General features: G+C 62.2%; 20 protein-coding genes. 11 read left to right on the top strand and 9 right to left on the bottom strand.

Features of this window, described 5'->3' with window-relative positions; all coding sequences use genetic code 11:
• Positions 1–43: 43 nt before the first annotated feature.
• Positions 44–844, top strand: coding sequence for an AraC family transcriptional regulator (locus ACQ4WN_RS03565; RefSeq protein ID WP_436550291.1), 801 nt, complete (start codon positions 44–46; stop codon positions 842–844).
• Here ACQ4WN_RS03565 and fliD read toward each other — a convergent pair.
• Entirely contained in the window at positions 841–2,226 is a 1,386-nt protein-coding gene (gene fliD / locus ACQ4WN_RS03560) for a flagellar filament capping protein FliD (RefSeq protein WP_436550290.1), read from the bottom strand. The two genes, ACQ4WN_RS03565 and fliD, sit on opposite strands and share 4 nt — an antisense overlap.
• On the opposite strand from fliD, the gene ACQ4WN_RS03555 reads away from it, so the two are divergent.
• Positions 2,225–2,422, top strand: coding sequence for a hypothetical protein (locus ACQ4WN_RS03555; RefSeq protein ID WP_436550289.1), 198 nt, complete (start codon positions 2,225–2,227; stop codon positions 2,420–2,422). The two genes, fliD and ACQ4WN_RS03555, sit on opposite strands and share 2 nt — an antisense overlap.
• 34 nt (positions 2,423–2,456) lie before the next feature.
• Here ACQ4WN_RS03555 and ACQ4WN_RS03550 read toward each other — a convergent pair whose 3' ends face one another.
• The 3 genes from ACQ4WN_RS03550 to alr all read right to left on the bottom strand — a co-directional run bounded on the left by ACQ4WN_RS03550 (position 2,457) and on the right by alr (position 5,463).
• On the bottom strand, positions 2,457–2,777 hold the full coding sequence (locus tag ACQ4WN_RS03550) for a PilZ domain-containing protein (RefSeq protein WP_436550288.1): 321 nt from the start codon (positions 2,775–2,777) through the stop codon (positions 2,457–2,459).
• Between the two features lie 131 nt (positions 2,778–2,908).
• Positions 2,909–4,285, bottom strand: coding sequence for a DNA repair protein RadA (gene radA / locus ACQ4WN_RS03545; RefSeq protein ID WP_101482026.1), 1,377 nt, complete (start codon positions 4,283–4,285; stop codon positions 2,909–2,911).
• Between the two features lie 80 nt (positions 4,286–4,365).
• Entirely contained in the window at positions 4,366–5,463 is a 1,098-nt protein-coding gene (gene alr / locus ACQ4WN_RS03540) for an alanine racemase (protein ID WP_436550287.1), read from the bottom strand.
• Positions 5,464–5,708: 245 nt separating this feature from the next.
• Here alr and lplT point away from each other — a divergent pair, with 245 nt between their 5' ends.
• The gene (lplT, locus tag ACQ4WN_RS03535; protein ID WP_436550286.1) at positions 5,709–6,971 is read left to right on the top strand and encodes a lysophospholipid transporter LplT; all 1,263 of its coding nucleotides are present in this window, start codon (positions 5,709–5,711) and stop codon (positions 6,969–6,971) included.
• 13 nt (positions 6,972–6,984) lie between these two features.
• Here lplT and ACQ4WN_RS03530 read toward each other — a convergent pair whose 3' ends face one another.
• The 4 genes from ACQ4WN_RS03530 to tsaB are packed head-to-tail and all read right to left on the bottom strand — an operon-like array spanning position 6,985 to position 10,031.
• A complete protein-coding gene (locus tag ACQ4WN_RS03530; protein ID WP_436550285.1) occupies positions 6,985–7,929 on the bottom strand; it encodes a DUF1853 family protein in 945 nt (314 codons plus the stop codon).
• Entirely contained in the window at positions 7,916–8,803 is an 888-nt protein-coding gene (locus tag ACQ4WN_RS03525) for a uracil-DNA glycosylase (RefSeq protein ID WP_436550284.1), read from the bottom strand. The genes ACQ4WN_RS03530 and ACQ4WN_RS03525 overlap by 14 nt, the downstream gene beginning before the upstream one ends.
• On the bottom strand, positions 8,800–9,309 hold the full coding sequence (rimI, locus tag ACQ4WN_RS03520) for a ribosomal protein S18-alanine N-acetyltransferase (RefSeq protein ID WP_436550283.1): 510 nt from the start codon (positions 9,307–9,309) through the stop codon (positions 8,800–8,802). The genes ACQ4WN_RS03525 and rimI overlap by 4 nt, the downstream gene beginning before the upstream one ends.
• On the bottom strand, positions 9,306–10,031 hold the full coding sequence (gene tsaB / locus ACQ4WN_RS03515; protein WP_436550282.1) for a tRNA (adenosine(37)-N6)-threonylcarbamoyltransferase complex dimerization subunit type 1 TsaB: 726 nt from the start codon (positions 10,029–10,031) through the stop codon (positions 9,306–9,308). The genes rimI and tsaB overlap by 4 nt, the downstream gene beginning before the upstream one ends.
• A 236-nt stretch (positions 10,032–10,267) precedes the next feature.
• On the opposite strand from tsaB, the gene dapC reads away from it, so the two are divergent.
• From dapC to ACQ4WN_RS03480, 7 genes are all read left to right on the top strand, one after another.
• A complete protein-coding gene (gene dapC / locus ACQ4WN_RS03510; protein ID WP_436550281.1) occupies positions 10,268–11,500 on the top strand; it encodes a succinyldiaminopimelate transaminase in 1,233 nt (410 codons plus the stop codon).
• Positions 11,501–11,523: 23 nt separating this feature from the next.
• Positions 11,524–12,351: a 2,3,4,5-tetrahydropyridine-2,6-dicarboxylate N-succinyltransferase gene (gene dapD / locus ACQ4WN_RS03505; RefSeq protein ID WP_070223998.1), complete on the top strand. Its 828-nt coding sequence runs from the start codon at positions 11,524–11,526 to the stop codon at positions 12,349–12,351.
• Between the two features lie 121 nt (positions 12,352–12,472).
• On the top strand, positions 12,473–14,020 hold the full coding sequence (locus tag ACQ4WN_RS03500) for an FAD-dependent monooxygenase (protein WP_436550280.1): 1,548 nt from the start codon (positions 12,473–12,475) through the stop codon (positions 14,018–14,020).
• A 134-nt stretch (positions 14,021–14,154) separates the two neighbouring features.
• Positions 14,155–14,511: an ArsC family reductase gene (locus ACQ4WN_RS03495; protein ID WP_436550279.1), complete on the top strand. Its 357-nt coding sequence runs from the start codon at positions 14,155–14,157 to the stop codon at positions 14,509–14,511.
• 46 nt (positions 14,512–14,557) lie between these two features.
• Positions 14,558–15,694 carry a succinyl-diaminopimelate desuccinylase gene (gene dapE, locus ACQ4WN_RS03490; protein ID WP_436550278.1) on the top strand — a complete coding sequence of 379 codons (1,137 nt, stop codon included), beginning with the start codon at positions 14,558–14,560 and terminating at the stop codon, positions 15,692–15,694.
• A 56-nt stretch (positions 15,695–15,750) separates the two neighbouring features.
• Positions 15,751–16,641 (top strand): 50S ribosomal protein L3 N(5)-glutamine methyltransferase, encoded by an 891-nt coding sequence (prmB, locus tag ACQ4WN_RS03485; RefSeq protein ID WP_436550277.1) that lies wholly within the window; start codon positions 15,751–15,753, stop codon positions 16,639–16,641.
• Between the two features lie 49 nt (positions 16,642–16,690).
• Positions 16,691–18,688, top strand: coding sequence for an ATP-binding cassette domain-containing protein (locus tag ACQ4WN_RS03480; RefSeq protein WP_436550276.1), 1,998 nt, complete (start codon positions 16,691–16,693; stop codon positions 18,686–18,688).
• Positions 18,689–18,726: 38 nt separating this feature from the next.
• Here the strand turns inward: ACQ4WN_RS03480 and ACQ4WN_RS03475 are convergent, their stop codons facing one another.
• Complete coding sequence (locus tag ACQ4WN_RS03475; protein WP_436550275.1) at positions 18,727–19,227, bottom strand: chemotaxis protein CheW; 501 nt, start codon at positions 19,225–19,227, stop codon at positions 18,727–18,729.
• A gap of 196 nt (positions 19,228–19,423) precedes the next feature.
• Between ACQ4WN_RS03475 and arfB the strand changes: the two genes are divergently transcribed.
• Positions 19,424–19,822: an alternative ribosome rescue aminoacyl-tRNA hydrolase ArfB gene (gene arfB / locus ACQ4WN_RS03470; RefSeq protein WP_034749850.1), complete on the top strand. Its 399-nt coding sequence runs from the start codon at positions 19,424–19,426 to the stop codon at positions 19,820–19,822.
• Positions 19,823–19,852 lie beyond the last annotated feature (30 nt).

Here is a 19,852-nt window from a genome sequence, read left to right as displayed (position 1 = left end):
TTTCCGACAGAACGACATAATTTATCGAATTAAGGCCAAGCTGATGGGTGTCCCTATCCTCCACCATACCCGCATGTGTCCGCCGCGGGAAGCGCCCAGCGCGACGATTCCCGTGACGATGATCGCGCGCGACCTGCAGCCCGATGAATTTTTATTACCGCACAGCCATCCCTGGGGCCAGGTCACGATGGCGCTCGAAGGCGTGCTGCGCATCACCGCCAACAACAGCAGCTGGGTGCTGCCACCCATGCGCGCCATCTGGATCGCGCCCAACGTCGAGCATGCCGTCACGATACTGGAAAAAACCCGCTTGCGCCCCCTGTGCATCCATGCCGCGCGCGCGCCGTTTGCGGGACATGACTGCAAGGTACTGGAAGTGTCGAGCCTGCTGCGCCAGCTGATCCTGGCGCTGGAACAACTGGACCCGGGCCAGGAACCGGCGCGCGAGGCATTGCTGGCCGAACTGATACTCGATGAATTGAAACGCTCGGCCACGCGCCCCATCCGCGTTCCCTTGCCTGGCGACAAGCGCCTGAAAACCCTGTGCGACAGCCTGATCGAGAAACCGGGCGGTAACCAGACCCTGGAACACTGGGCGCAGCAGGTCGGCGCCTCGGAGCGTACCCTGGCGCGGCTGTTCGAACGGGAGTTGGGCATGAGTTTTGGCCAGTGGCGCCAGCAGGTGCGCCTGGCGCACGCGGCGCCAATGATCGCGCGCGGCGTGCCGCTGTCGCAGGTAGCCGAAGAACTGGGCTACGCCAGCCAGTCGGCTTTTTCCGCCATGTTCAAGAAGACTTTCGGCAGTTCGCCATCGGCCTTCTTTGCGCAGGGCGAACGCTCTTAAGCCATGAAGTCGAAGAGCGAATTTTTACCGGTATAGCCCGGCAAAGCCGAGTTCGTACCCATCTGCTCCTGGGCAGAATACGCTTTCACCAGCGCCTGCGCCTGGGCCGTCAGTGCCTTGGCCAGCACGGCTTTCTTGTTGGTCAGCGTAGTGATGTCCTTGCCCACCGATTGCACTTCCTTGCGGATGATGCTCGTTTCGCCCGTCAGTTCACCGATCTTGCTGGAGAACTGGTCCGCCACGCCCTTGCCGTTATTCGTAAACAACTTGCTGACGGCATCCGGATCGGCTGCGATGGCGGCCTTGAGCTTTTTATCGTCGAGCACCAGCTCGCCACTCTTGCCCAGGGTCACGCCAGCGCTGCCCAGTATGGAAGCGGGCACGCCCGTGCTGGCGGTGCGCAGCACTTGCTCCATCTGCGAACGCACCTGGCCCAAAGCTGTATCGGACTTCAAATCGCCCTGCTGCAGGCTTTGCAGCTTGGTGTTGAGTTCATTGTAGGCCGTGACGAAGCTGGCCACGTTGCTGGCGATCTGGCTGCTGTCCTTGGCGATGACGAGGTCGGTCGTGCCTTTTTTCTTCAATTCGATGGTGGTGCCCTCGACAGCCGTCGTCAAGGTATTCGTGGCGCTCTTGATGTCCTTCCCGTCGACGGTGAGCAGCGCATCCTGTGCGGCGGCCGTTTGCTGCAGGCCCTTGCTGGAACCGGGCGCATAGCTGAGCAGGTTGCTGACGGCCGCGTCGCCGGACACGCTGATGCGCATACTGCTGTCGGCGCCGCTCTTGCCATGCAGGGCCAGCGAATAGCCATCGGGGCCCTTGACCACGCTGGCGTCGATGCCTTGCTGCTTGAGCGCGGCGGCGATGCCGTCGAGGCTATTGTTGCTGCTGTCGATGGTCAGCGAAATGATCTTGCCGCTGCCGGGGGTAAATTGCTTGCCGTCGGTCGTGCCCACTTCGATCTTCACCAGTGCCGGCGCACCCGTGCCGATCGCCGCGCTCGAGGATTTCTGCGCTCCGCTGAGCAAGGTCTGCCCCTGCGCAAGCTGCTTGACGTTCAGCTCATGGCTGCCGCTGACAGCCTTATCGGTGGTGGTGGCGCTCAGGACATCCTTGGCGCTGGACGTGGCCGCTGTGGCCAGGCCGCTGCCGGCCATGTTCTTGGCCACGGCCTGGAATTTCGCCAGCGCCGATTGCAACTGGCCCAGGCCCGAGAATTTGGCCTGGTCGCGCGCCAGGTTGGCATTGAGCTTGACGACGCCTGTGTTCTGCGACTGCATCTGGCGTTCCACCTTGGCATACACATCGGCCGAGATATTGCCCTGCGTCGTTTGCTGCGTGTTGTTGGTGTAAGCCCTGCTATTGATGGTCGAATTAAACATGGTAGGCATTCCCGTCGGGTGTAAGGTCATGGCACACGGTTCAGGTCATGACCGCGCTGCGCTGGAAACGGACATCAATCGCGCGTGGCGCGGCAAGGTCCCTCTTCTGGTTGATAATTATGCAGTATTACCGAAATATCAAAACAGCGAACAGAACAAGTTTTTCCTGACTGCAAAACCATATGCACCATTTTAGCGCATTTCACTTGCCGCTTATCTTCGGGCTTGCCTCAGCGCATGAATTTCGAGATGGCGCTGCTGACAGCCATGTCCAGCTGCAGAAAATTGAGTCCTACCTTGAAACCTGCACTGCTGAAAATGCAGTGCGAGACGGACACGCGCGCCTCCATGATGTGCGCCGAGCCATCGTAAAACAACTCGAACAGCACCTTGCCCTGCTTGCCTGTCGGCACCGGCTCAGCGATGACGGCCGCCATGCCGCCCGGCCCCACATCGAGGGTGCGCGCCGCCACAGGGCCCGCGCCATCGATTACCAGCATTGCCTTGGCACGCAATATCTTGCGTGCGCCCTGCCTTTGCTCAACTGACACTATATTCCGCTTCTCTGGCTATGCATTGTCGATGCGGATGCATGAGACGCATCCGTCGGACAAATATTATAGTTCTAAACGGAAATTCTGTTTGACTTGTCTCAAACTTGGCATTTATACCATGCCAACTTTTACTCCAGGTCGCGCAGTTTATTGAATGCCTCGTCGATACGCTCGACGCCGATGACCTTGAGGCCCTCGATCGCTTGCTTGGGCAGGTTGGACTTGGGCACCACGGCCAGGGTAAAGCCCAGTTTGGCCGCTTCGCGCAAGCGCTCCTGGCCCCGTGGCGCGGGACGGATTTCGCCGGCCAGGCCCACTTCGCCAAACACCACGAGTCCCCGCGGCAAGGGCTTGTTGCGCATCGACGAGTTAATCGCCAGCAACACGGCCAGGTCGGCCGCCGGCTCCGTAATCTTCACGCCGCCCACCGCGTTGATAAAGACATCCTGGTCGAACGCGGCGATGCCCGCGTGGCGGTGCGCCACGGCCAGCAGCATGGCCAGGCGGTTTTGCTCCAGGCCGACGGACAGGCGGCGCGCATTCGGCAAGTGGCTGGTATCGACCAGGGCCTGGATTTCCACCAGCAGCGGACGCGTGCCTTCCTGCGTCACCATCACGCAGGAGCCGGGCACCTGGTTGTCGTGCTGCGACAGGAACAGGGCGGACGGGTTGGACACGCCTTTTAATCCCTTTTCCGTCATGGCAAACACGCCCAGCTCATTGACGGCGCCGAAACGGTTCTTGATGGCGCGCACCAGGCGGAAGCTGGAATGGGCGTCGCCCTCGAAATACAGCACCGTGTCGACGATGTGTTCGAGCACGCGGGGGCCGGCCAGCGCGCCCTCTTTCGTCACGTGGCCCACGAGGATAATGGTCACGCCCGTCTGCTTGGCCGCGCGCGTCAGTTGCGCCGCGCATTCGCGCACTTGCGCCACGGAACCAGGCGCCGAGCTGAGCGCGTCCGAATACACGGTCTGGATCGAGTCGATGACCACCACTTCCGGCTTCAGGTCGTTCAAGGTCGACAGGATCTTTTCCAGCTGGATCTCCGCCTGCAATTTGAGTTCCTTGGCATCGATCACCAGGCGCTTGGCACGCAGGGCGATCTGCGCTCCCGATTCCTCGCCACTCACATACAGCACGCGCTTGTGGTGCGACATGTTGGCCAACGCCTGCAGCAGCAGGGTCGACTTGCCGATGCCGGGATCGCCGCCGATCAGCACCACGCCGCCGGCCACCATGCCGCCGCCCAGCACGCGGTCGAATTCCTCGATACCCGTGCCGAAGCGGGGCACGTCGATGGCGTCGATATCGTCGAGCGACAGCACGGGCGCCGTCTGCGCCAGCGACATGTGCTGCGGGTTCGAATAGCGGTTGTTGCCGCCCGTCTCGGGCAGGGTTTCCACCATGGTATTCCACTGGTTGCACGAGGTACATTGCCCCATCCATTTATTACTGATGGCGCCGCAATCGCTGCAGGTGTAGATGGTCTTGACTTTTGCCATGGTGTACTTTGCCCGGGTAAGGTGATACTGCTGTTTATATATACAGTGAATTCACAGTATATACAAACGGCGGGGCGGCGTCACTGTGTGGCTTCGACCACGGGCACGCGGGGCGCCAGTGCGCACATCAGCTCGTAGCCGATGGTGCCGGCGGCCAGGGCCACGTCGTCGATCGGCATGCCCTGGCCCCACAAGGTCACGCTGCTGCCAACTTTTGCGCCCGGCACGTGGGTCAGGTCCACCATCAGCATGTCCATCGATACCCGGCCGATGAGCCCCGTGCGCACGCCGTCGACCAGCACGGGCGTGCCTTCGGGCGCATGGCGCGGGTAGCCATCCGCGTAGCCGCAGGCCACCACGCCCACCTTGATATTGCCGGCCGCTTCGTAGCGGCTGCCATAGCCCACCACTTCGCCTGCGGCGATATCCTGGATGCCGATGATGCTGCTGCGCAAGGTCATGCTGGGCAGCAAGCCGAACGCCTGCGCCGACGTGCCGCCGGGAGCGCCGCTGGGCGTGCCGCCATACAGCATGATGCCGGGGCGCACCCAGTCGCTGTCCAGATGGTGCAGCAGCAAGCCGGCCGAATTGCACAGGCTGCGCGGCAAGGCCGTACCGATGCTGGCCACCCCGACCTCGAAGCGCAGCATCTGCTGGGCCAGCGGCAAGCGCGTGGGCGCCGCCTCGTCCGCATTGGCGAAATGTGTCATCACGGTGATCGTGCCGATGTGCGGCATGGCACGCAGGCGCGCATACGCGGCGGCGATGGCTTGCGGCGTAAAGCCCAGGCGGTTCATGCCCGTATTCATCTTCAGGTGCACATCGATGGCGTGTGGCAGGCGCGCCGCTGCCAGCATGGCGATCTGTTCTTCGCAATGCACGCTGCCATTCAAGCCGTATTGCGCCATGACAAGTAAATCACTGGGGTCGAAAAAGCCTTCCAGCAGCAAGATGGACTTGGTCCAACCCAGTTCGCGCAAGCGCACGGCGTAGTCGACCTCGACCAGCGCCAGGCCATCGGCGCCGGCAAAGCCCCGCATGGCCCGTTCCAGGCCGTGGCCATACGCATTCGCCTTGACGACGGCCCATACCTTGGCGCCGCGGGCGCAAGCACGCGCGCGCGCCAGATTCTGTTGCATGGCATCCAGATGGATGGTGGCGATGAGGGGCCTGGGCATATGCGTCGTTCACGGCGGGTGGGAAAGCCGTATTTTAACGGATGCACAGTAAGCGGACACTGCAGACGCCCACGATCGTGTGCAGAGGACATTATTTACAAAATATTCACATGTGATGTATTTTCTACGGCAGAAAAATTAAACTTCGCTTAGGCAAGACGATGCGAAGCAGCCCCTTGCAAACTTGGGGTTTGCCGTTTTTTCGTGGTATAAAGCAAGCCAGATATGATTTCAGGCAATCCAGAATGAATCGTGGTTTTTATACCATCATGGCGGCGCAGTTCTTTTCCTCGCTGGCAGATAACGCCCTCTTTTTTGTCGCCGTCGATTTATTGGTGTCCATGAAATCCCCGGCGTGGATCACGCCACTGCTTAAATTGTCGTTCGTGCTGTTTTACGTGCTGTTAGCCGCTTTTGTCGGCGCCTTCGCGGATGCATTGCCGAAAGGCAAGGTCATGTTCATCGCCAACATGGTCAAGATCTTCGGCTGCGCCCTCGTCTTCTTCCATGTCCACCCCTTGCTGGCCTACGCCGTCGTGGGTTTTGGCGCGGCCGTGTATTCGCCCGCCAAGTACGGCATCCTGACGGAACTGCTGCCGCCAGAAAAACTCGTGGCGGCGAATGGCTGGATCGAAGGCTTGACCGTCACCTCCATCATCCTGGGCACCGTCATGGGCGGCGCACTCGTCAGCGGCCACGTGTCCGACATGCTGCTGTCCATCGACATCCCCCTGATCGACACGGGCATCGCCAACAAGACGGAAGCGGCACTGTGCGTGGTGGTGGGCATTTATGTGCTGGCAACCCTGGCCAACCTGAAGATTCCCGACACGGGCTGCGTGTATCCGCACCAGGAACGCAATCCTATCAAACTGATCACCGATTTTGCCAATTGCTATTCCATCCTGTGGAAAGACAAGCTGGGCCAGATCACCCTGGCCGTGACCACCCTGTTCTGGGGCGCTGGCGCCACCTTGCAACTGATCGTGCTGGAATGGGCCAAGCAGTCGTTGAACATGCCGTTCGACAAGGCGACCAGCCTGGTGGGCGTGGTTGCCATCGGCGTGGCCGCCGGCGCCGTGCTGTCGGCGCGCTTCATTCCGCTGCGCAAGTCGCTGACCGTCATTCCGTTGGGCATCGCCATGGGCGTGATCGTCATGATGATGACGCAAGTACACTCCGTGTGGATCGCCTACCCGCTGCTGATACTGATCGGCGCCCTGTCCGGCTTTTTCGTCGTGCCCATGAATGCCCTGCTGCAACATCGCGGCCACGTCCTGATGAGCGCGGGCCACTCCATCGCCGTGCAGAACTTCAATGAAAACCTGTCGATCCTCACCATGCTGGCCGTGTATTCGATCATGATCCGCCTGCACCTGCCGCTCAATATCATCATCACCCTGTTCGGCCTGTTCGTCGCCGGCACCATGTACATGATCATGCGCAGGCACAAGCTGAACCAGCTGGAACACGACAATCTGTCGCTGATTGGCGAGCAAAAACATTAAGGGTGGTACAGGATTATGCAGGTAGCGTGCCAGCCAGCCGCCGCGCGCCAGCCTGCTCCGTCCAGTCATGCGGCACGATAAAACCGCGCGTGCGCTCCACTTCCCAGCCGTCGACATTGTCCACCGTGGCCACCATCACCGCTTGTGCCAGATCAAACAACTGCGAGCGCAAGGCCTCGACGTCCAGCACTTCCACGCCTTGCCCCTTGAACGGCGCCAGCCATTGCAAGCGCGGCAGCACGACATAGCGCTGCTCGGGCAGTTGCGCCGGCGTGCACCAGAAGCCATATCCGTGTTCCGGGGAAATGCCGTCCATGGCAGGCGTGGCGCCCGCCGCATAAAACAGCCAGCCCTTGACCAGCGCCTGCGCCGCGCGCACGGGGTGCGCCAGCAGGCATTGCGCGGCCGGATGGCGAGACAAGACAAGTTGCTTGTCGAGAATCTTGCGCATCTTCAATCCCAAGGTGTCGGCCAGATTGGGGCCGATCAAGTGGTTGAAGACGCCGGGATCGGGAACGCCTTCGAGCAGGTAAAACTTGGTGGCAAATTCCCAGTGCAGCAAGCCATCTCCGTCACGCAGCAAAAAATCGAACTCGCCCACCGTGTCGTTGCGGTTCACCTGCACTTGCAAGCCATGCGCTTGCAATACCCCCTGCTGCTCAAAATAAAAGGCCAGCAGCTTTTCAGCATACAGGCCCAGGCGGGAATAAAACCGGCTACCCAGCGCCGCATCGAGCGGCGACGGGTCATCCTGCAGCGCCCCCAGCCAGGCCGCCACGGCAGGCGTGACCGGGTCCAGGCTGGCGATGCGCCCGCCCCAGTGGGCGCTGGCCGGGTCGAGCAAATCGGGCGAATCGAGCAGCCAGGCCAGCGCCCGCACGCGGGGATGCGTCAGATGGCCCCAGCGGCGTTCGAAGCGGGCCTGGAAAGTGCCGCTGGCCGGGTCAGCCGCCGGCATGCGTGCTTTTCGCCAGGCACAGGTCGGCCCAGGCACGCGCCTTGGCCTTGCCCGTCTCGTCCTGCAGCAGCATTTCCGGGTGGAAGGTGGCCACCACCGAGGCATTGCCTAGCTGGCGCACCTTGCCACGCACGGGTTTTTCACCGGGATTGATGCCGGCTGCGGCCATCGACCCCAGGGTGACGATGGTGCGCGGCTGCAGCAGGGCCAGTTCGCGCTCGAAGTACGGACGGCAGGCCGCAGACTCTAATTCGGTGGGCAAGCGCTCCTGGCCAGCCTCGTCGAGCGGACGGCATTTCAGCAAGTGGGTGATGTACACATCGCTGCCCGCATCGACGTCGATGGCTTTCAGCATATTGTCGAGCAATTTGCCCTGTTCAGCAGGCAAGGCGCGCCCTTCGCGTTCTTCCAGGCGCGACGGGCTGCTGGCCAGCATCAGCCAGGCACCCTGGCGGTCGCCACGGCCCATGACGACGCCCTTGCGCGTCTTGCACAAGTCGCAGCGCGCGCACTTGGCGACGGCAGCCGTCAAGCCATCCCAGTCGAGGGCGGCGATATCGGCATCGCCGAGCTGTTTTGCCGGTGGCGGTGGCGGCGCGTCGTCGAACCAGGCCGTGTCGTCAGGCGTAGCGGCAGGCGTAGCGGCAGGCGTAGCGGCAACGGCGACGGGCGCCTCGGCCCTCACCTCGACGGCTACCTCGGCAACGACCTCAACCACTGATTCAGCGACTGCGGCCACGGGCGCCGCCACGGTGGCTTCCATCTCCACAGGGGCCTCGGCAACGGCGTCGACAGCCTCGGGCGCAGCCACATGGCGCAAACGCCACAGCGGACCAACGCCCATTTCATCGAGGAAAACAGCGCTGCGGCTCATAAGGTATAACGCATCACGATGGCGTCCTCACGTTGCGAGTTGCTGGCCGGATAGTATCCCTTGCGCCGGCCGATCTGTTCAAATCCATAGCGCTGATAAATATCGAGCGCGCGCACATTCGACGGGCGCACTTCCAGCAGCATCGATTCCATGCCCAATTGGCGCGCGCAGGCGCAGGACTGGTTCAGCAGGAAACGGCCCAGGCCCTGCCCCTGGATAGCGCCCTCGACGGCCACGTTGAGCAAGTGCGCCTCGTCGACGACCAACATCAGCAGAAAATAGCCAAGCAGGGTGCCGTCCACGTCGCGCAGCACCCAGGCCGGGTAGCCGCTCTTGAGCGAATCGACAAAGTTGCCGTGCGTCCAGGGATGCGGATACACACGCTGCTCCAGCGCCAGCACTTCGACCAGGTCCCCTTCGACCATCGGTTGATAGTCGAGGCGCAGCAAGTCCCAGCCTCCCGCGCTGTCGTCCTGCGTCACAGCGTCCTTGCCCTCCTCCATCATTGTGCCGACTCCGCAGCGGCCTTGGCCTGTTGCATCTCGTGCCGTTCCGCGCTCGTGTAGGCGATCTTGTTGCGCAAATACAAAGGCTGCGCCTCGGCCGCCGTTACAAACTGGCCAGCGGCAAAGGCGATGCGCGCCAGCTGCGCCACCTGCACGGCGTGCGGCATGATGGCGGCGTCCGCTCCCGCAGCACATGGCAGCGCGGCCAGGGCATCGGCATAGGCGCCAAAACCGTTGCCACAGCCAACCACATCGCCTTGCGGCGCCACGCCGGCCGGCGCGCTCAGGGCCGGCGGCGCGATGACCTGCAAGCCATCCTGGTACTCATATTGCGCCCAGTACACTTCACCCATACGGGCGTCGAGTACGGTCACGATACGCTGCGCGCCATGCTGCTGGTGGCACGCCAGCGCCATGGCGTCGAGGGTGACGACGGGCACGACGGGCAGACTGGCGCCGTAGGCCAGGCCTTGCGCGATGCCGCAAGCGGTGCGCACGCCCGTAAACGAGCCGGGGCCGGAGCCGTAGGCGATGGCATCCACGTCGGCCAGGGTCACGCCCGCTTCGGCCAGCAATTCCTGCACCATCGGCAAGATCGACTGGGAATGCGTACGCACGCCAGACGAGGCGCGGGACAGGACGACATCGCCGCGCAACAAGGCGCAGGAGGCGAGTTCGGACGAAGTTTCAATAGCAAGCAGGGTGGGAAGTAAGGTAGACATAGCGTATTTTACCTTGCCGCGCCATGGCGCGGCACTCCCCGCTGCGGCATGCCGTGGCAAGCCGGGCAGCTCTCAGGCCGATGCGGCTTGCACAGCGGGCCCGCGAGGACGGCTATAATGAAAGACGCAGCCGAATATTTGACCGGCATCAAGTCTGCCGCGCCAAGCAATCGTTCAGTAATCGCTCAGCAATCACTTAGCCACATCGTCTTTCCACTCTTGCCCTGGTCCGTTCCGTGAATCCACTTCTTGCTAAACTGCAACCATATCCATTCGAAAAGCTGCGCCAGCTGTTTGCCGGCGTGACGGTCAACCCCGACTATGCGCCCATCAGCCTGGGCATGGGCGAACCCAAGCACCCGACGCCGGCCTTCATCGAGCGGGCATTGGTCGACAATATCCACGGCCTGGCCAGCTATCCGACCACCATCGGCTCGGAAGCCTTGCGCAGCGCCATCGCCGCCTGGCTGGAACGCCGCTACGGCATCCCCAAGCTCAATCCTGCCACGCAAATCCTGCCCGTGAACGGTTCGCGCGAAGCGCTGTTTGCGCTGGCGCAAACGGTGATCGATCCGTCGGCCGGTTCACTGGTGATCAGCCCGAATCCGTTTTACCAGATCTATGAAGGCGCGGCTTACCTGGCCGGCGCCGAACCGTATTTTGTCAATTCCGACCCCACGCGCAATTTCGGCTGCGACTACGACGCGGTGCCCGCATCCGTGTGGGAAAAGGTCAAGCTGCTGTTCCTGTGTTCGCCGGGCAACCCGACGGGCGCCGTGCTCACCCTGACGGACTGGGAACACCTGTTCGCCCTGTCCGAGCGCTACGATTTCGTCATCGCCGCCGACGAGTGCTATTCCGAGATTTACCACGGCGACACGCCCCCGCTGGGCGCGCTGCAAGCGGCGCACATGCTGGGCCTGTCCACCATCGAGCGTCCGTATGCGCGCCTGGTGGTGTTTTCCAGCCTGTCGAAGCGCTCGAACGTGCCGGGCATGCGCTCGGGCTTTGTCGCCGGCGACGCGGAAGTGCTGAAAAAATTCCTGCTCTACCGAACCTACCACGGCGGCGCCATGAGCCCTGCCGTGCAGGCGGCCTCCGTCGCGGCCTGGAACGACGAAACCCATGTCGAGGAAAATCGCGCCAAGTACCGCGCCAAGTTCGATGCCATCACACCGCTGCTGCAAGCGGTGATGGACGTGCAATTGCCGGACGCCGGCTTCTACCTGTGGGCCGACGTCAGCCGCACGGGACTGTCCGACACGCAATTCGCGCAACGCCTGTACGCCGAATATAATGTGACGGTATTGCCTGGCAGCTACCTGGCGCGCGACGCGCACGGCATCAATCCGGGCCGCAACCGCATCCGCATGGCCCTGGTGGCCGAAACGGCCGAAGGGCTGGAAGCGGCACTGCGCATAGTAAAATTCTGCCAGCAGCTTTCCGCATCCGCATCAACCACGCATTAACCCTACATAAACAAGACATCATCATGAGCCAACAACTGCAAACCATCATCGACCAGGCCTGGGAAAACCGCGCCGAGATCAATCCGCGCAACGGCACGGCCGAACTGCGCGACGCCGTCTCCCACGTCATCAATGGCCTGGACAACGGCAGCATCCGCGTGGCGGAAAAAACCTCGGGCGACTGGGTCGTCAACCAGTGGGTCAAGAAAGCCGTGCTGCTGTCGTTCCGCCTGGAAGACAACGTCGTCCTGCCATCGGATGGCACGATGCAGTTCTACGACAAGGTGCCGACCAAGTTCGCCAACTACACGGCCGAAGACTTCGCCAAGGGCGGTTTCCGCGTGGTGCCGCCAGCCGTCGCCCGCCGCGGCAGCTTCATCGCCAAGAACGTCGTGCTGATGCCGTCCTACGTCAACATCGGCGCCTACGTCGATGAAGGCGCCATGGTCGACACCTGGGCCACCGTCGGCTCCTGCGCCCAGATCGGCAAGAATGTCCACCTGTCCGGCGGCGTCGGCATCGGCGGCGTGCTGGAACCGATGCAAGCTAACCCGACCATCATCGAAGACAACTGCTTCATCGGCGCCCGTTCGGAAATCGTCGAAGGCGTGATCGTCGAAGAAAACTCGGTCATCTCGATGGGCGTGTACATCGGCCAGTCGACCAAGATCTACGACCGCGCCACGGGCGAAGTGACGTATGGCCGCGTGCCAGCCGGTTCCGTCGTGGTCTCGGGCAACCTGCCTTCGGAAGACGGCAAGTACTCGCTGTACTGCGCCGTCATCGTCAAGCGTGTGGATGCAAAAACCCGCGCAAAAACGGGCATCAACGAGTTGCTGCGCGGCATTTAATCACTGCGTTGTGCAGTATCAGTAAGGCCTGAATGTCCCGCTTCGGCGGGACATTTTCTTTTCTGACGAGCAACTTCAATCATCGCGCCCCCGCTTCTCATCCTGTCCTATACTGGATGGCATGAATACCCCTCCCGTATTGATCGTCGGCGCCGGACCTACCGGCCTCATGCTGGCATTGCGCCTGGCGCGCCATGGCGTCGATTGCCGCATCATCGACAGCAATAGCGGTCCGGGCCAGGCGTCGCGGGCCATGGCCGTGCATGCGCGCACGCTGGAGTTTTACCGGCAGCTGGGTTTTGCCGACGAGCTGGTCAGCCTGGGCATCAAGATCAATGCCATACACATCCACGAAGGCGGCGAAGAGCTGGTGAAACTGGCGCTGGGCGAGATCGGCGAAGGCTTGAGCCCTTACCCTTTCGTGCTGAGCCTGCCACAGGACGAGCATGAACGCTTTCTCATCAGCAAGCTGGCGGCGGCCGGCGTGCACGTGGAATGGAATGTCGCGCTGGACCTGTGGACGCAGGACGATAGCGAAGTGCAAGCCATCCTGCTGAAAGATGGCGAACGCCAATATTGCACGTTTGACTACATCTGCGGCTGCGACGGCGCCCGCAGCAAGGTGCGCGAAATCGCCGGCTTTGCGTTCTCTGGCGGCACCTACGACCACCTGTACTACGTGGCCGATGCGCAAGTGGCCGGCAAGAATACGGATTTGCACGCCCACCTGGGCGCGAACTCGTTTGCATTGATGCTGCCCGTGCGCACCAGCGGCATGCAGCGCCTGATCGGCATCCTGCCCGACCGCCCCGACGGCGCGCCGGCGCCCGTGTTTGACGACGTGCGCGAACAGGTGCAAGCCTTGCTGGGCATCCAGGTTGAACACGTGAACTGGTTTTCCACGTACAAGGTGCATCACCGGGTGGCGGGCCAGTTTCGCAAACGGCGCTGCTTCATTCTCGGCGACGCGGCCCATTTGCACAGCCCCGTGGGCGGCCAGGGCATGAACACGGGCCTGGGCGACGCCGTCAACCTGGCCTGGAAACTGGCGCAAAAGCTGCGTGACCAAAGCAACGACGCCTTGCTCGATACCTATGAAAGCGAGCGCATCGTGTTTGCCCGCAAGCTCGTCGCCACCACCGACCGCGCCTTCCAGGCCATCGTCGCGCAGGGTATCGCCGGGCAATTCCTGCGCCGCTGGCTGGTACCGCACGCGCTGCCCTTCCTGTCCGGCTTCGGGCGGGCGCGCCGTTTGCTGTTCCAGACCGTGTCGCAAATCCGGATCAGCTATGAAGACAGCGCCCTTTCCGCAGGCCATGCGCAATACCTGCGCGGCGGCGACCGCCTGCCGTGGTTCTCGGACGGCACGCAAGATAATTTCACGGCCCTGCGCAGCATGGATTGGCAATTGCACATCTATGGCGAAGCGGCGCCCGAATTGCTGGCCGAGGCGCGCGTGCTGAAGCTGCCGGTGCATTGCTACACCTTCAATGTCGCCGCCAAACTGGCCGGCCTGGGCCGCGACGCGGCTTACCTCGTGCGCCCCGACGGCCATATCGCTCTGGCCCTGCACCAGCAGGAAAGCGGCGCCCTGCGCGCCCTGGCCTTGCGCCTGGGCCTGCATTTCGGCCCGGCAGAGATAAGCAAGGCGGCGCCACGGCCCATATAGGGCAATCGCGGGGCCGTGTTGCAGCGCCGCATCGACTGCCGCATCGACTGTATAATGGCGTCTACCATCGCATTTTTCCCAGGCGCAAGCGCCGCGATCAAGCGAACCGCATTCATTCCCCCTTAGCCCTACCCATGACGACCATTACACTCTACGGTATCCCCAATTGCGATACCGTCAAAAAAGCCCGCACCTGGCTGGCCGCGCAGCAACGCGATTTCACTTTCCACGACTTCAAGAAGCAGGGCCTGGAACGCACTACTGTCGAAGCGTGGCTGCAGCAATTGCCGTGGGATGTGCTGGTCAACAAGAAAGGCACGACCTGGCGCGCCCTGTCCGACGAGCGCAAGGCCGCCACCGTCGACGCGGCCAGCGCGTTGACCCTGATGCTGGAAAACCCGTCCATCATCAAGCGCCCCGTGCTGGACAAGGATGGCCAGTTCAGCGTGGCGTTTTCGGATGCGCAGTACCAGACCATTTTCTCGCTGTAACCCTTTAGTTGACCACCGGAACGATGTTGCCGGCACGACCTTACTCATGACCACCTCCAAAACCCTCGCCCTGACCGAAAAACTGATCGCCCTGTCTTCGGTCACGCCCGATGACAAGGGCTGCCAGCAGCACCTGATCGACCTGCTCACGCCGCTGGGCTTTGTCTGCGAAACGATACAGTCGAACGACGTCACCAATCTGTGGGCACGCCGCGGCACCACCTCGCCCGTGTTCGTCTTTGCCGGCCATACGGACGTGGTGCCCACGGGCCCCGTCGAGCAATGGCGCTCGCAGCCGTTCATCCCCACGCAGCGCGACGGCAAGCTGTACGGCCGTGGCGCGGCCGACATGAAAACCTCGATCGCCGCCATGGTGGTGGCTTGCGAGGAATTCATCGCCGCCACGCCCGAGCATACGGGTTCCATCGCTTTCCTGATTACCAGCGACGAGGAAGGCCCGGCCACGGACGGCACCGTCATCGTCTGCGAGCAACTGAAGGCGCGGGGCGAGCAGATCGATTATTGCCTGGTGGGCGAGCCGACGTCGAGCGCGCAGCTGGGCGACATGATCAAGAACGGCCGTCGCGGTTCCCTGTCGGGCCATTTGACGATCAAGGGCGTGCAAGGCCATATCGCCTACCCGCACCTGGCGAAAAACCCGATCCACGAAGCGGCGCAGGCGCTGGCCGACCTGGTCGAAGAGAAATGGGACGCGGGCAACGAATATTACCTGCCAACGTCGTGGCAAATGTCCAACATCAACGCGGGCACGGGCGCCAATAACGTGATTCCGGGCGACATGGTGATCGATTTCAATTTCCGCTTTTCCACGGCCAGCACGGCGGAAAACCTGCAGGAACGGGTGCACGCCATCCTCGACCAGCATGACTTGCAATACGATTTGCAGTGGACCCTGAGCGGCCTGCCCTTCCTCACGCCGCGCGGCACCTTGAGCGATGCGCTGTCCGCCGCCATCCTGGAAGAAACGGGCATCACGACGCAGTTATCGACCACGGGTGGCACCTCGGATGGCCGGTTTATCGCGCAAATCTGCCCCCAAGTGATAGAATTCGGGCCGCCCAATGCCAGTATTCACAAGATCGACGAGCACATCGAACTGCGCCACATCGATCCCCTGAAGAATATTTACCGGCGCACGCTGGAGCATTTGCTGCCCGTCTGAACCAGAATACCGAGGCCCGTCACGGCGGGCCAGAACACCGTCTTTTCGAGAATGCCATGAACCCGAACCCGTTTTCCACGCCACGCGACCTGCTGCGCTACGCCGTTACCCGTTTTAATACCGCCAAGCTGTTTTTCGGCCACGGCAGCGCCGAAGCGTTCGACGAAGCCGCCTATTTGATCCTGCACACCTTGAAGTTGCCGCTCGACAAGCTCGAACCGTTTCTCGACGCCAAGCTGCTGCCATCGGAAATCGCCAGCGTGATGACGGTCATCGACCGCCGCAGCATCGACCGCGTGCCAGCCGCCTACATCACCAAGGAAGGCTGGCTGGGCACGTATAACTTCTATGTGGACGAGCGCGTGATCGTGCCCCGCTCCTTCATCGCCGAGCTGATCCCTGAATACTTTTCGCCGTGGGTGGCGGAACCGGAAGCGGTGGCAAACATCCTGGAACTGTGTACCGGTTCGGGCTGCCTGTCCATCATGATGGCCGACGCCTTCCCGAACGCCGCAGTGGACGCGGTGGACATTTCCGCCGACGCGCTGGCCGTGGCCAAGCGCAACGTCGACACGTATAAATTGCAAGACCGCGTCACGCTGATCGAATCGGACCTGTACACCAACGTGCCGGCCAAGAAATACGACTTGATCATCAGCAACCCGCCGTACGTGAATTCCGCGTCGATGGGTGCCCTGCCCCAGGAATACCTGGCCGAACCGCAAATCGCCCTCGACGGCGGCAGCGACGGCATGGACCTGGTGCGCAAGATCATCGCCGGCGCGGCCGAACGCCTGACGGACGATGGCATCCTGATGATAGAAATCGGCAACGAGCGCGCATACGCAGAAGCGGCCTTCGGCGAGCTGGGCCTGACCTGGCTGACGACAAGCGCCGGCGACGACATGGTATTCCTGCTGACGGCCGAGCAGCTGAAGCTGGCATAAGCGCTGGCGTCAGCGGCACAGCGCCTTAATTTACAACACAAAGAAAAAAATGATACGTTTCCTACAAGTAAGCCTGATGCGCGGCATCAAACCGTTGCTCGAACAAGTCGATGTCACGCTCAACCCGGGCGACAAGATCGGCCTGATCGGCGCCAATGGCGCGGGCAAATCGAGCCTGTTCGCCATGATGCGCGGCGAATTGCACCCTGACCAGGGCGAGATCGATTTCCCGGCCAAGTGGCGCGTGGCTTACGTGGCGCAGGAAACGCCGCCGCTGGACCGTGCCGCGCTCGACTACGCCATCGACGGCGACGCCACCTTGCGCAAACTGGAAGCTGAACTGGCGCATCTCGAGTCGCAACCGGAAAGCACGGAAAACGGCATCGCCATCGGCAACATGTACAGCGCGCTGGCCGACGCCGACGCCTACACGGTGCAGTCGCGCGGCGAGCAATTGCTACTGGGCCTGGGCTTTACGCTGGACCAGATGCAGCAACCGGTGGCCAGCTTCTCCGGCGGCTGGCGCATGCGTTTGAACCTGGCGCAGGCGCTGATGTGCCCGTCCGACCTGCTGCTGCTCGATGAACCGACCAATCACCTGGATCTGGACGCCATCATCTGGCTGGAAGACTGGCTGAAGCGCTATGCCGGCACCTTGCTGATCATTTCCCATGACCGCGACTTCCTCGATGAAGTGGTCAACGTCGTCGTGCATATCGACGAGCGCAAGCTGAAGCGCTACTCGGGCAACTATTCGAGCTTCGAGCGCCAACGCGCGGCGCAGATGATCCTGGCCGCCGGCGCGCTGGAAAAGCAGCAGCGCAAGCGTGCCCATCTGGAATCGTTCGTGAACCGCTTCAAGGCGCAAGCATCGAAGGCCCGTCAGGCGCAAAGCCGCATGAAGGCGCTGGCGAAGATGGAAGAACTGGCGCCATTGCGCGCCGCCGCCGAATTCTCGTTCGAGTTCCGCGAGCCGCTGTCGGCGCCGAATCCATTGATGGTGATGGAAGACGTCGATGCGGGCTACAAGATCGAAAACGAAGCGACGGGCGAAATCACGCACAAGACCATCGTCAACGGCATCAAGTTTTCGCTGCAGATCGGCCAGCGCATTGGCCTCCTGGGCCAGAACGGCGCCGGCAAGTCGACCCTGATCAAGACCATCGCCGGCGAACTGATGCCTTTGAGCGGCGATGCCACCATGGGCAAGGGCTTGAACATCGGCTACTTCGCCCAGCACCAGGTGGAAATGCTGCGCCACGACGAATCTCCGCTGTGGCATCTGGCCAAGATCGCCCCGACCGTGCGCGAACAGGAACTGCGCAACTTCCTGGGCGGTTTCAACTTCCCCGGCAACATGGTCACCGCCTCGATCGCACCATTCTCGGGCGGCGAAAAAGCCCGCCTGGCGCTAGCCCTGATCGTCTGGCAGCGTCCGAACCTGCTGCTGCTCGATGAACCGACCAACCACTTGGATCTGGAAACGCGCGAAGCGCTGACGGAAGCGCTGGCCCAGTTCGAAGGCACGCTGGTCGTCGTGTCCCATGATCGCCATTTGCTGCGCGCCACCACCGACGAATTCATCATCGTAGCCGACGGCAAGCTGCAACCGTTCGACGGCGACCTGGACGACTACAAGGATTGGCTGTTCAAGACCAAGCTGGGCAAGGGTACGGACGTGCTGCCCGCGGCCGGCAAGGCCAACAAGACGGACTTCCCCGTGACTTCTTCCATACCTTCGCCGGTAGCGGCCGCTCCTGCCGCACCCGTGCGCGACAAGCGCCAGGAAGCGGAAGACCGCCAGAAGGCCGCCGCCCTGCGCAAGCCGATCGAAAACAAGATCAAGCGCCAGGAAGAGCAGATCGCCAAGCGCAACGCGCAAAAGGCGGAAACGGAAGCCAAGCTGGGCGAACCGACCATCTACGACGCAGCCAACAAGGCCAAGCTGAAGCAATTGCTGGCTGACCAGACCTTCTTCACCAAGGACCTGGCGCAACTGGAAGCGGAATGGCTCGATTTGCAGGATCAGTTAGAGAAAATCGGCTAACGCACAACACAAAGACGACTTCCGGGTCGTCTTTTTTTTCAGGCCGCCTGCATGGGGCTGGGGCTGCGGATGGCCATCAGGCGGTCGATATCGACGAGGATCAGCCGGCGCCCGGCAACCGTGCCCAGACCCAGCAGATAATCGGCTTCCGCCTCGCCCAGGCCGGGCACAGCGGCGATGTCGGCGGGGGCCAGGCTGACGATATCGGTGACGCCATCGACCACCATGCCCATCACGCCATTGCTCAGTTGCAGGATGATCACGTCGGTGGACGGGTCGGGTGCGCCCCGGGCGCTGCCGAACGCGGCGCGCATGTCGACGATGGGGATGATCACGCCGCGCGAGACGGCCACGCTGTGCAGTACTTCCCCTTCCGAGGAAAAGCGCTCGAGTTCCTTCAGCGGGCGCAATTCCCGCACGCAGCGGTAATCGAGGCCGTATTCCAGGCCGCCCAACCGGAAGCTCAAGTACTGCGTCAGGTATTGCGCGGTGCTGCGTTCCGCCGTTGCTGCGGCGCCAGGCGTCGTCGTGGGCTGCATGATGATCCTTTCATCCGGTAAGCGCTGCCAGGATGCGCAGTGGCGCAAGGTTGGCCCCATGCTAACCAGCATCGCCGCAGGCGGCGTTGAGAAACATCAACTTTCCAGGAAGACATCATCGACCGAACGGCCCGGCCTTGCGCCGGCGCAGCCATCTTCCCTTACAATACCCCCATCGTTTCCCCACAGGCAGGCCATGCAACACCTCGTCAATCCCGCTGAAGTTGAATTTTCCGCCATCCGCGCCCAGGGCCCGGGCGGGCAGAACGTCAACAAGGTATCCAGCGCCATCCATTTGCGCTTTCCCATCGCCGCCTCGTCGCTGCCGGAAGCGTACAAGGAACGGCTGCTGGCCTTGCGCGACAGCCGCATCAGCAAGGATGGCGTGCTGGTGCTCAAGGCGCAGCAATCGCGCAGCCAGGAACAGAACAAGGAAGAAGCCTTGCGACGCTTGCAGGAAATCATCGACAGCGTGACCTTCCTGCCCGCCGTGCGCCGCGCCACCAAGCCCACGCGCAGCTCGCAGCGGCGCCGCCTCGATAGCAAGAGCACTCACAGCGTGCTCAAGCAGTCTCGCGGCAAGGTCACCGACTAAATGCCTGACCAAACCTGCTGCGCGTCGCGA

Origin of the sequence: Janthinobacterium pasteuri (assembly GCF_051380775.1) — a bacterium.
GTDB lineage: Bacteria > Pseudomonadota > Gammaproteobacteria > Burkholderiales > Burkholderiaceae_D > Janthinobacterium.
The sequence above is the reverse complement of the archived record's forward strand: the minus strand, read 5'-3'. Positions and strand labels throughout refer to the sequence as shown.